We start from the raw sequence: 10,524 nt of genomic DNA on the forward strand, positions 1-10,524 counted from the left end.
AAGCTATGGGACAAAAAATTCATCCAACTGGCTTTCGTTTGGCAGTAAATAAAGATTGGTCTTCAAAGTGGTTTGCTAAAAGTAGCGATTTTTCTGTTGTCTTAAAGCAAGATATTGATGTTCGCGAATATTTACGTAAACGCTTGTTCAATGCATCAATTGGCCGTGTTGTTATTGAGAGGCCAGCCAAATCTGCTCGTGTTACTATTTTCTCGGCTCGGCCAGGAATGGTGATTGGTAGAAAAGGTGAAGATATTGATGTGTTAAAACGTGATTTGCAAAATTTAATGGGTGTTCCTGTTCATGTTAATATCGAAGAGATTCGAAAACCTGAATTGGATGCGCAAATTATTGCAGATGGAATAGCTCAGCAATTAGAAAAACGTGTTCAATTTCGTCGCGCTATGAAGCGTGCCATGCAAAATGCTATGCGTGTTGGTGCAAAAGGTATCAAAATTATGACCTCTGGACGGTTAAATGGTGCTGACATTGCCCGTAGTGAATGGTACCGGGAAGGGCGTGTACCTTTGCATACTTTGCGTGCTAATGTAAGTTATGCTACCAGTGAGGCAAATACTACATATGGTGTAATTGGATTAAAGGTTTGGGTATATACTGGTGAAGGCAAAGATGTTGTTTTGAATAAACCTGAACAAGAGCATAAACGCAGAAAGGTAGGACGCAATGCTGCAACCAACTAGACTGAAGTACCGTAAGCAGCATAAAGGACGCAATACAGGCTTGGCTATGCGCGGTAATGCTGTTAGCTTTGGCGATTTTGCTTTGAAGGCTGTGGGTCGTGGTAGGCTTACTGCAAGGCAAATCGAAGCTGCTCGACGCGCAATGACACGTCATATTAAACGTGGCGGTCGTATTTGGATTCGCGTATTCCCAGATAAGCCAATTACAGAGAAACCAATACAAGTTCGTATGGGTGGAGGTAAGGGTTCTGTTGAATATTATGTTGCAGAAATTAAACCTGGGAAAATTCTCTATGAGATGGATGGCGTTGCGGAATCTTTAGCACGTGAAGCTTTTGCATTAGCTGCAGCTAAGCTGCCAATTCCAACTGTATTTGTAACGAGACAGGTGGGTAAATAATGAAAACTCATGAATTGAAGAATAGATCAAGTGAGCAGTTAAACCAAGAGTTGATAGATTTATTAAAAGTTCAATTTGGTTTGCGTATGCAGCATGCAACTGGCCAGTTAGGAAAAACCAGTGAGTTAAAAAAAATACGCCGAAATATTGCACGTATTAAGACTGTTTTAGCTGAAAAAGGTGCTCAATAATGATCGAAATTAAAAATGTTCGTACATTGCAAGGTAAGGTCGTCAGCAATAGTATGGATAAAACAGTTACCGTTTTGGTTGAGCGGAAGGTAAAGCATCCCTTGTATGGTAAGGTTATTCGTCGCTCTACAAAAATTCATGCCCATGATTCAACAAATCAATGTAATGTTGGTGATGTTGTAATTATTGAAGAGGGTCGCCCTTTATCAAAAACAAAATCTTGGGTAGTTAAGGAATTGGTAGAAAAAGTGCGCTCGATATAATTTAGTTTTGCTATTTATATAGCAGGGGGCGGACTTGTAATTTTAAAAAAAACGCTGTATACTCCGCTCCTTATTTTTGAGCTTACTAGATTCCTAGATGCTTCTCCCTTTGGGGCCAAAACTGATTTATTTGAACCTGTTAGTTGGGTTTTAGTATTGCTATGTATTGAGTACTGCAATGCAATATTAAAAGTGATAAATTAAGTTGGATTTAATTAAAGGTAATAATATGATTCAAATGCAGACCATCTTAGATGTGGCTGATAACTCTGGTGCGCGTCGCGTGATGTGCATTAAAGTGTTGGGTGGATCTAAGCGTCGCTACGCTTCTGTTGGCGATATTGTTAAAGTCGCAGTTAAAGATGCGGCTCCGCGTGGGCGGGTTAAAAAAGGTGATGTGTACAATGCGGTTGTTGTTCGTACCGCTAAAGGTGTGCGTCGTCCCGATGGTGCGTTGATTAAATTTGATAACAATGCTGCAGTGTTGTTAAACAATAAACTTGAACCTCTGGGTACTCGTATTTTTGGACCGGTAACCCGCGAGTTGCGTACTGAGCGATTTATGAAAATCGTTTCATTGGCGCCTGAAGTATTATAAGGAATAGCGCGATGAATAAAATCATTAAAGGTGACCAAGTTATTGTGATCACTGGTAAGGATAAAGGTAAGCAAGGTCGAGTGGTTCGTGTATTGGGTGGTAAAGTTGTTGTTGAAGGTGTCAACGTTGTTAAACGTCACCAAAAACCTAATCCAATGCGTGGTATTGAGGGTGGTATTGTTTCAAAAGAAATGCCGTTGGATATTTCTAATGTTGCAATTCTGAATCCGGAAACTAATAAAGCAGACCGTGTTGGTATTAAACTGATTGAGAATGAAGGCAAAGTTAAGCGCGTTCGTTTCTTCAAATCAAATGGCTCTGTTATTGGAGCATAAGGAGATAACATGGCTCGTTTGAGAGAGTTTTATAAAGATACAGTTGTTCCTGAATTGGTTAAACAGTTTGGTTACAAGTCAGTAATGGAAGTTCCTCGTATTGAAAAAATTACTTTAAATATGGGGGTTGGAGAGGCTGTTGCTGATAAAAAAGTTATGGAACATGCGGTATCTGACTTAGAGAAAATTTCTGGTCAAAAACCAGTAGTTACTGTTGCTCGTAAATCTATCGCTGGCTTTAAAATTCGCGATAATTATCCTGTAGGTTGCAAAGTAACATTACGTCGTGATCAAATGTTCGAATTCTTGGATCGGTTGATTACTATTGCATTACCTCGAGTGCGTGACTTCCGCGGTGTAAGTGGCAAATCTTTTGATGGTCGTGGTAATTACAACATGGGTGTTCGCGAGCAAATCATTTTCCCGGAAATTGAATACGATAAAATTGATGCTTTGCGTGGTTTGAATATTACTATTACAACTACTGCAAAAACTGATGAAGAAGCTAAAGCTTTATTGTCGCTGTTCAAGTTTCCGTTTAAAGGATAATCATGGCTAAGAAAGCACTTATTAATCGTGAACTGAAACGTCAAGCTTTGGCGAAAAAGTTTGCAGCCAAACGTGAGGCAATTTTTGCTGTTATTAATGATGCGAATGCAACTGAAGAAGAGCGTTTTGAAGCTCGTCTCAAGTTTCAATCTATTCCGCGTAATGCAGCTCCTGTACGTCAACGCCGTCGTTGTGCTTTGACAGGTCGTCCTCGTGGTACTTTCCGTAAATTCGGTTTGGGTCGTATTAAAATCCGTGAAATCGCTATGCGTGGCGAGATTCCGGGTATTGTTAAAGCTAGCTGGTAATAGGAGTATTAATAATGAGTATGCATGATCCTATTTCCGATATGTTGACTCGTATTCGTAATGCGCAACGTGCCGATAAGGTAGTAGTTGCCATGCCTTCTTCCAAATTAAAGTGTGCAATTGCAAAGGTCTTGAAAGAAGAAGGTTATATCGAGGATTTTTCGGTTTCTGCTGATGCGAAGCCGGTATTGGAAATTCAATTGAAATATTATGCAGGTCGCCCTGTGATTGAGCAAATTAAACGTGTTTCACGTCCAGGTTTGCGTATTTACAAAGCTTCTAGTGAAATTCCCAATGTTATGAACGGGTTGGGTGTCGCTATTGTTAGTACTTCTAAAGGTGTGATGACTGATCGCAAGGCTCGTTCTGAGGGTGTTGGTGGTGAGTTGTTGTGCATTGTAGCCTAGTGGAGAAAAGTAAATGTCACGTGTCGCAAAAAACCCAGTGACTGTTCCTGCTGGTGTAGAAGTAAAATTTGGAACAGAAGCATTGGTTATCAAGGGTAAGAATGGCGAGTTGTCCTTTCCTTTGCATTCTGATGTTGCCATTGAATTAAACGATGGTAAATTAACTTTTGCTGCAAAAAATGACAGTAAACAGGCAAATGCTATGTCAGGTACTGCTCGTGCATTAGTTAATAATATGGTTAAAGGTGTTTCAGAAGGTTTTGAAAAAAAACTACAATTGATTGGCGTGGGTTACCGTGCTCAAGCTCAAGGCAAAGTTTTGAATTTGTCTTTGGGTTTTTCTCATCCAATCGTATATGAAATGCCCGAAGGTGTTTCTGTTCAAACTCCTAGCCAAACAGAGATCGTTTTGACTGGTGCGGATAAACAAGTAGTTGGTCAAGTCGCTGCTGAAATTCGTGCATTCCGTTCTCCTGAGCCTTATAAAGGTAAGGGTGTTCGTTATGTAGGTGAAGTGGTAGTGATGAAAGAAGCCAAGAAAAAATAATTGAGGTTCACTAATGGATAAACATACAACCCGACTCCGTCGTGCACGCAAAACCCGTGCACGTATTGCGGACTTGAAAATGGTAAGATTATGTGTGTTCCGTAGCAATAATCATATTTATGCTCAAGTAATTAGTGCTGAAGGTGATAAAGTATTGGCTCAAGCCTCTACATTGGAAGCTGAAGTGCGTGATAGTCTGAAATCTGGTAGCAACGTCGAGGCAGCTGCAGTAGTAGGAAAGCGCATTGCTGAGAAAGCTAAAGCAGTAGGTGTAGAAAAAGTTGCTTTTGATCGTTCAGGTTTCCAATATCACGGTCGTGTGAAAGCTTTGGCTGAAGCTGCACGTGAAAATGGTTTAAGCTTCTAATAATTGGAGACTTTCAGATGGCAAAACATGAAATTGAAGAACGTGGTGACGGCCTGATTGAAAAAATGGTCGCAGTTAATCGCGTAACTAAAGTAGTTAAAGGTGGCCGTATCATGGCTTTCTCTGCACTAACTGTTGTTGGTGACGGTGACGGTCGTATTGGTATGGGAAAAGGTAAGTCTAAAGAGGTTCCTGTTGCTGTACAAAAAGCAATGGATCAAGCTCGTAGATCAATGATTAAAGTTCCTCTTAAAAATGGTACTATCTATCACGAGGTGCTTGGAAAACATGGTGCAACACGTGTATTCATGCAGCCGGCAAAAGAAGGTAGTGGTGTTAAGGCTGGAGGACCAATGAGATTAGTATTTGACGCATTAGGTGTACATAATATTTCTGCTAAGGTTCATGGCTCAACTAATCCTTATAATATTGTGCGTGCTACATTGGATGGTTTATCAAAATTGTACACGCCAGCGGAAGTTGCTGCTAAAAGAGGAATGTCCGTAGAAAAGATTTTAGGGGATATTGATGAGTGAGAAAAAATTGATCCAAATAACTTTAGTTAAAAGTTTGATTGGTACTATTTCCTCGCATCGAGCATGTGCTCGCGGCTTAGGTTTAAAAAGACGTGGCCATGTTGTGAATGTATTAGATACACCGGAAAATTGGGGTATGATTAATAAAATCCGTTATTTGCTAAAGGTGGAGCTATAGTTATGTTTTTAAATACTATTCAGCCTGCAGAAGGGGCAAAGCATTCTAGCCGTCGAGTTGGTCGAGGTATAGGCAGTGGATTAGGTAAGACTTGTGGGCGTGGCCATAAGGGGCAAAAAAGCCGCTCAGGTGGTTTCCATAAAGTTGGTTTTGAAGGTGGGCAAATGCCTTTACAACGAAGATTACCTAAACGAGGTTTTAGATCTTTGACTGCCTTGGTAACTGCAGAAGTTCACCTAACAGAGCTTAATTCATTGAGTTCTGATGTGGTTGATTTATTTTCTCTGAAACAAGCAGGTATTGTTTCGGATAAAGTGAAATTTGTAAAAGTAATTTCATCTGGAAGCATAGAAAGAGCTGTTATTTTAAAGGGTATCAAGGCTACTAAAGGTGCAAAAATTGCAATCGAAGCAGCTGGTGGTAGAATTGAAGAGTAAGGTTGATAACTAAATGGCAGCTAATCAGCATTTGGTATTAGAATTATTTAAGTCTGGTGAATTTAAGCAACGGCTAATCTTTCTTTTAGCTGCATTATTCGTTTTCCGGATTGGTGCTCATATTCCTGTTCCCGGTGTTGATGCAGCTGCTTTAAACGACTTTTATCAAAATTCTACCAATGGCATCCTTAATATGCTTAATATGTTTTCTGGTGGATCCTTGGAACGATTTAGCATCTTCGCAATTGGTATAATGCCTTATATTTCTGCTTCTATTGTGGTTCAGCTTGCATCAGAAATAATTCCAACATTAAAAGCCTTAAAAAAGGAAGGTGAAGCAGGCCGGAAGATAATTACCAAATATACTCGATTGTGTACAGTTTTCTTGGCTACTTTGCAAGGTGTGGCTGCTGCTGCCTTTGTCTATCAACAGAATGTTGTGGTTATTGGACAAATAGAATTTTATTTTTCTACAATAATTTGTTTGGTAACAGGAACAATGTTTTTGATGTGGCTTGGGGAGCAGATAACGGAAAGAGGTATAGGTAATGGGATTTCTCTTATTATCATGGCAGGAATTGCTTCTGGTATACCTTTTGGAGTATCACAATTTTTAAATGTTGCAACTAATAATTTGGCTTTAGCATTAATTGTTGTTATTAGTGTTTTGTTTTTAGTATACATTGTTGTTTACTTTGAATCAGCTCAACGTAAAATTCCTGTGCATTATGCGAGAAATTCAAATAGCCAGGGGTTTTTAGGGAAAAGCAATCATTTACCATTTAAGTTAAATATGGCTGGGGTAATTCCGCCTATTTTTGCTTCAAGTATAATCCTTTTCCCTGTTACGATTATTGGCTGGTTTAGGGGAGGCAATAATGTAGGTTGGATGCAAAAGCTGTTGCTATGGTTACAGCATGGCAATTCTGTTTATATTTCCTTTTTTGCGGTTTCTATTATTTTCTTTTGTTATTTTTATACTGCGTTAGTTTTTAGTCCCAAGGAAATGGCAGAAAATCTCAAGAAGAGTGGTGCTTTTGTACCGGGAGTAAGACCTGGAATTCAAACATCTCTATACTTAGAGAATGTGGTTATGCGCATAACTTTGTGGGGGGCAGTATATATCACAGTTATATGCTTAATTCCTGAGCTTTTTTCCTCAGTTTTGGGGGCTGGTTTATCATTGGGTGGAACATCTCTATTAATTCTTGTTGTTGTGGCAATGGATTTTAGTACACAAGCTTCTTCATATAGGGTGAGCCAGCAGTATGAACAGTTAATGAAAAAATATAATAGAGATATTATATCATAAGTAATAGTTGGGTAGTATATGGCTAAAGAAGACATTATACAAATGCAAGGGGAAATCCTAGAGACTTTGCCTAATGCAACTTTTAAAGTGAAACTAGAGAATGATTATATAGTATTAGGGCATATATCAGGTAAGATGAGGATGCACTATATACGGATTTCGCCTGGTGATAAGGTTACTGTTGAATTAACACCTTATGATTTGTCACGTGCTCGTATTGTATTTCGAGCTAGGTAATTGAATGAAAGGAAGCTATAATGCGCGTTCAGCCATCTGTTAAAAAGATCTGTCGTAATTGTAAAATTATTCGCCGGAATAGAATAGTTCGAGTGATTTGTACTGATCCAAGGCATAAGCAACGGCAAGGTTAACTTTGCTAAAATTTATTATTGTGGTCAGTAGTTTGTAATAAAAGGAAAAAATATGGCTCGTATAGCGGGGGTAAATATCCCTAATAATGCTCATATCGTAATTGGATTGCAAGCGATTTATGGTATAGGTAGTACTCGTGCCAAGTTAATTTGTGCTGCAACAGGTATTGAAGGTAGTACAAAAGTTAAAGACTTGGATGAAAATCAATTGGAAGCTTTACGTGAGCAAGTTCTTCAGTATGAAGTTGAAGGTGATTTGCGTCGTGAAATAACTATGTCTATTAAGAGATTGATGGATATGGGGTGTTATAGGGGTTTCCGTCATCGTCGTGGTCTTCCTTGTCGTGGGCAGCGTACTAAAACAAATGCTCGTACACGTAAAGGTCCAAGAAAAGCTATTGCAGGTAAAAAATAAATTTTAAAGGATTAGTTTAATGGCAAAAGCAAACACAGCTTTGCGTGTACGTAAAAAAGTACGCAAGACTATTAGTGAAGGTATTGTGCATGTTCATGCATCTTTTAATAATACTATCATTACTATTACCGATCGCCAAGGGAATGCATTATCTTGGGCTACTTCTGGTGGTGCTGGTTTTAAAGGTTCGCGCAAAAGTACACCATTCGCTGCTCAAGTCGCAGCAGAAACAGCTGGTAAAGTTGCCCAAGAGTATGGTATTAAGAATTTAGAAGTGCGTATTAAAGGACCAGGTCCTGGTCGAGAGTCATCTGTTCGTGCTTTGAATGCTCTGGGTTTTAAAATAACTAGTATTACAGATGTGACGCCATTGCCACATAATGGCTGTCGTCCGCCTAAAAAACGTCGTATCTAGAATTTGGAGTGATTGGAATTATGGCACGGTATATTGGCCCTAAATGTAAATTGGCTCGTCGAGAAGGGACTGATTTGTTCCTAAAAAGTGCTCGTCGTTCAGTAGAATCTAAGTGTAAATTTGACTCAGCTCCTGGTCAGCATGGTGCAAAAAAAGCACGGCTTTCGGGGTATGGTCTGCAGTTGCGTGAAAAGCAAAAAATACGCCGTATTTATGGTGTATTGGAACGTCAATTTAGACGATATTTTGCGGAAGCTTCTAGAAGAAAAGGCTCCACAGGGGAATTGTTATTGCAACTATTAGAATCCCGTTTAGATAATGTGGTTTATCGTATGGGTTTCGGGTCTACGAGAGCAGAAGCGCGACAATTGGTTGCTCATAAGGCTATTGTCGTTAATGGACATGTCGTAAATATCCCTTCTTTTCAAGTTCAACCAGGTGATGTTGTTGCCGTTCGGGAGAAGGCTAAAAAACAGGTTCGAATTCAGGAAGCATTAGGGTTGGCTATTCAGATTGGTTTGCCTGGCTGGGTTGCTGTTGATACTGGTAAAATGGAAGGTGTTTTTAAAAATATGCCCGACCGTTCAGAGTTAACTGGTGATATTAATGAACAGCTAGTGGTGGAATTCTATTCCAAGTAAATACTAGCTTAAAGAGGGACAGCTAAATGCATAATAGCACTTCCGAATTCTTGAAGCCTAGGCAAATTGATGTTAGCACTATATCACCTACTCGCGCAAAAGTGTCGATGCAACCATTTGAGCGGGGATTCGGTCATACTTTAGGTAATGCGTTGCGTCGCATCTTATTGTCATCTATGGATGGCTTTGCGCCAACAGAGGTTTCAATAACAGGTGTGTTACATGAATATTCTACATTAGATGGTATTCAAGAAGATGTTGTTGATGTGTTGTTAAATATTAAGGGTGTAATATTTAAACTGCATGGCCGAAATGAAGTGCGTCTGAAGTTGAAGAAGTCAGGTTCAGGTGTGGTGTTGGCAAGTGATATTGAGTTGCCACATGACGCTGAAGTTATAAATCCTAATCATATTATTTGTCATTTGTCCGATAATGCTGACATTGAAATGGAAATTAAGGTCGAGAAAGGCCGCGGTTACCAATCTGTTGTAGGACGGAAAAAATCAGGGAATGAGAATAATATTGGATCTATTCAATTGGATGCAAGTTTTTCTCCTATTGCTCGTGTTAGCTTTGATGTTGAGCCTGCACGAGTGGAGCAGCGAACAGATCTTGATCGGTTAGTCTTAGATATTGAAACGGATGGTTCTTTAGAGCCGGAAGAAGCAGTTCGTAGTGCTGCTCGAATATTGATTGATCAGATGGCTGTTTTTGCTGATTTGCAAGGCACTCCTATTGAGGAAGTTGAGGAGGTAGCTCCACCTATTGATCCTATTTTATTACGTCCTGTAGATGATTTGGAATTAACAGTACGGTCTGCTAACTGCCTGAAAGCTGAAGATATCTATTATATTGGTGATTTGATTCAGCGTACTGAGACAGAGTTGTTAAAAACGCCAAACTTGGGTAGGAAATCTTTAAATGAAATTAAAGAAGTTCTTGCTTCTAAAGGATTGACTCTAGGTTCAAAACTTGAAGCATGGCCTCCAATAAATTTAGAGAAGCCTTAAGGTTTGAATATTAAAGGATAATAGTATGCGCCATCGTAATGGTAATCGTAAATTAAATAGGACTAGTAGTCATAGGGCTGCAATGTTAAGGAATATGGCAAATTCTTTGTTGATTCATGAATCTATCGTGACAACTTTGCCAAAAGCAAAAGAACTTCGCCGAGTTGTAGAGCCGTTAATTACTTTAGGTAAGAAGCCATCTTTGGCAAATCGTAGATTGGCTTTTAATCGGACACGTGATCGTGATGTAGTGGTTAAGTTATTTGATGATTTGGGGCAACGTTTTATGTCTCGTAATGGCGGCTATATTCGTATTTTAAAATGTGGATTCCGTCAAGGTGATAATGCACCGCTAGCTTTGGTTGAGTTGGTTGATAAAGCTGATACACGGGATGAGTAATATAAAGCCGGTCACTTTTTGACCGGCTTTTTGTATATTTGCTATATGCGTCTAGATAATCTGGGATATTAGACCTCTTGCGAAAATATTCATCCCATCGCATTAATCAGTCCTGCAATCAGATTTACCCTTAACCCGAACCG

22 protein-coding genes are annotated in these 10,524 nt (G+C 39.4%); all 22 read left to right on the plus strand.

What is annotated here, in order from left to right; translation table 11 throughout:
- Positions 1 to 5: 5 nt before the first annotated feature.
- The 22 genes from rpsC (at position 6) to rplQ (ending at position 10,381) form a co-directional block, all read left to right on the plus strand.
- The gene (rpsC, locus tag ACTHSL_RS08575) at positions 6 to 701 is read left to right on the plus strand and encodes a 30S ribosomal protein S3 (protein WP_440381081.1); all 696 of its coding nucleotides are present in this window, start codon (positions 6 to 8) and stop codon (positions 699 to 701) included.
- The gene (gene rplP, locus ACTHSL_RS08580) at positions 685 to 1,101 is read left to right on the plus strand and encodes a 50S ribosomal protein L16 (RefSeq protein ID WP_440381082.1); all 417 of its coding nucleotides are present in this window, start codon (positions 685 to 687) and stop codon (positions 1,099 to 1,101) included. The genes rpsC and rplP overlap by 17 nt, the downstream gene beginning before the upstream one ends.
- Complete coding sequence (rpmC, locus tag ACTHSL_RS08585) at positions 1,101 to 1,292, plus strand: 50S ribosomal protein L29 (protein ID WP_041961245.1); 192 nt, start codon at positions 1,101 to 1,103, stop codon at positions 1,290 to 1,292. Before rplP ends, rpmC begins: the two co-directional genes overlap by 1 nt.
- Positions 1,292 to 1,555 carry a 30S ribosomal protein S17 gene (rpsQ, locus tag ACTHSL_RS08590; protein ID WP_440381083.1) on the plus strand — a complete coding sequence of 88 codons (264 nt, stop codon included), beginning with the start codon at positions 1,292 to 1,294 and terminating at the stop codon, positions 1,553 to 1,555. The genes rpmC and rpsQ overlap by 1 nt, the downstream gene beginning before the upstream one ends.
- 229 nt (positions 1,556 to 1,784) lie before the next feature.
- Positions 1,785 to 2,153 carry a 50S ribosomal protein L14 gene (rplN, locus tag ACTHSL_RS08595; RefSeq protein ID WP_003772566.1) on the plus strand — a complete coding sequence of 123 codons (369 nt, stop codon included), beginning with the start codon at positions 1,785 to 1,787 and terminating at the stop codon, positions 2,151 to 2,153.
- Between the two features lie 11 nt (positions 2,154 to 2,164).
- The gene (rplX, locus tag ACTHSL_RS08600) at positions 2,165 to 2,488 is read left to right on the plus strand and encodes a 50S ribosomal protein L24 (protein WP_440381084.1); all 324 of its coding nucleotides are present in this window, start codon (positions 2,165 to 2,167) and stop codon (positions 2,486 to 2,488) included.
- Between the two features lie 9 nt (positions 2,489 to 2,497).
- Positions 2,498 to 3,037 (plus strand): 50S ribosomal protein L5, encoded by a 540-nt coding sequence (gene rplE / locus ACTHSL_RS08605; protein WP_041961246.1) that lies wholly within the window; start codon positions 2,498 to 2,500, stop codon positions 3,035 to 3,037.
- 2 nt (positions 3,038 to 3,039) lie between these two features.
- Positions 3,040 to 3,345 (plus strand): 30S ribosomal protein S14, encoded by a 306-nt coding sequence (gene rpsN, locus ACTHSL_RS08610; protein WP_003772571.1) that lies wholly within the window; start codon positions 3,040 to 3,042, stop codon positions 3,343 to 3,345.
- 14 nt (positions 3,346 to 3,359) lie between these two features.
- The gene (rpsH, locus tag ACTHSL_RS08615) at positions 3,360 to 3,752 is read left to right on the plus strand and encodes a 30S ribosomal protein S8 (protein WP_440381085.1); all 393 of its coding nucleotides are present in this window, start codon (positions 3,360 to 3,362) and stop codon (positions 3,750 to 3,752) included.
- A 13-nt stretch (positions 3,753 to 3,765) separates the two neighbouring features.
- Positions 3,766 to 4,299, plus strand: coding sequence for a 50S ribosomal protein L6 (gene rplF, locus ACTHSL_RS08620; RefSeq protein WP_039408163.1), 534 nt, complete (start codon positions 3,766 to 3,768; stop codon positions 4,297 to 4,299).
- Positions 4,300 to 4,312: 13 nt separating this feature from the next.
- A complete protein-coding gene (gene rplR / locus ACTHSL_RS08625; protein ID WP_003772577.1) occupies positions 4,313 to 4,666 on the plus strand; it encodes a 50S ribosomal protein L18 in 354 nt (117 codons plus the stop codon).
- 17 nt (positions 4,667 to 4,683) lie between these two features.
- Complete coding sequence (rpsE, locus tag ACTHSL_RS08630) at positions 4,684 to 5,202, plus strand: 30S ribosomal protein S5 (RefSeq protein ID WP_041961247.1); 519 nt, start codon at positions 4,684 to 4,686, stop codon at positions 5,200 to 5,202.
- Positions 5,195 to 5,380 carry a 50S ribosomal protein L30 gene (gene rpmD / locus ACTHSL_RS08635; RefSeq protein WP_049248925.1) on the plus strand — a complete coding sequence of 62 codons (186 nt, stop codon included), beginning with the start codon at positions 5,195 to 5,197 and terminating at the stop codon, positions 5,378 to 5,380. The genes rpsE and rpmD overlap by 8 nt, the downstream gene beginning before the upstream one ends.
- A gap of 2 nt (positions 5,381 to 5,382) precedes the next feature.
- Complete coding sequence (gene rplO / locus ACTHSL_RS08640) at positions 5,383 to 5,817, plus strand: 50S ribosomal protein L15 (RefSeq protein ID WP_107919155.1); 435 nt, start codon at positions 5,383 to 5,385, stop codon at positions 5,815 to 5,817.
- A gap of 13 nt (positions 5,818 to 5,830) precedes the next feature.
- Positions 5,831 to 7,129, plus strand: a complete 1,299-nt coding sequence (gene secY, locus ACTHSL_RS08645; RefSeq protein ID WP_440381086.1) for a preprotein translocase subunit SecY — start codon at positions 5,831 to 5,833, stop codon at positions 7,127 to 7,129.
- Positions 7,130 to 7,147: 18 nt separating this feature from the next.
- A complete protein-coding gene (gene infA, locus ACTHSL_RS08650) occupies positions 7,148 to 7,366 on the plus strand; it encodes a translation initiation factor IF-1 (RefSeq protein ID WP_003772586.1) in 219 nt (72 codons plus the stop codon).
- Positions 7,367 to 7,386: 20 nt separating this feature from the next.
- Positions 7,387 to 7,500, plus strand: a complete 114-nt coding sequence (rpmJ, locus tag ACTHSL_RS08655; protein WP_049248928.1) for a 50S ribosomal protein L36 — start codon at positions 7,387 to 7,389, stop codon at positions 7,498 to 7,500.
- A gap of 52 nt (positions 7,501 to 7,552) precedes the next feature.
- On the plus strand, positions 7,553 to 7,915 hold the full coding sequence (gene rpsM, locus ACTHSL_RS08660) for a 30S ribosomal protein S13 (RefSeq protein ID WP_003772587.1): 363 nt from the start codon (positions 7,553 to 7,555) through the stop codon (positions 7,913 to 7,915).
- A 19-nt stretch (positions 7,916 to 7,934) separates the two neighbouring features.
- A complete protein-coding gene (gene rpsK, locus ACTHSL_RS08665) occupies positions 7,935 to 8,330 on the plus strand; it encodes a 30S ribosomal protein S11 (RefSeq protein WP_049248929.1) in 396 nt (131 codons plus the stop codon).
- Between the two features lie 20 nt (positions 8,331 to 8,350).
- The gene (rpsD, locus tag ACTHSL_RS08670; protein WP_440381087.1) at positions 8,351 to 8,971 is read left to right on the plus strand and encodes a 30S ribosomal protein S4; all 621 of its coding nucleotides are present in this window, start codon (positions 8,351 to 8,353) and stop codon (positions 8,969 to 8,971) included.
- A 26-nt stretch (positions 8,972 to 8,997) separates the two neighbouring features.
- On the plus strand, positions 8,998 to 9,981 hold the full coding sequence (locus ACTHSL_RS08675; RefSeq protein ID WP_440381088.1) for a DNA-directed RNA polymerase subunit alpha: 984 nt from the start codon (positions 8,998 to 9,000) through the stop codon (positions 9,979 to 9,981).
- Positions 9,982 to 10,006: 25 nt separating this feature from the next.
- A complete protein-coding gene (gene rplQ / locus ACTHSL_RS08680) occupies positions 10,007 to 10,381 on the plus strand; it encodes a 50S ribosomal protein L17 (protein ID WP_214037053.1) in 375 nt (124 codons plus the stop codon).
- The last annotated feature ends 143 nt before the right edge of the window (positions 10,382 to 10,524 follow it).

Source organism: Neisseria sp. P0008.S010, assembly GCF_051962715.1.
Classification (GTDB): domain Bacteria; phylum Pseudomonadota; class Gammaproteobacteria; order Burkholderiales; family Neisseriaceae; genus Neisseria; species Neisseria elongata.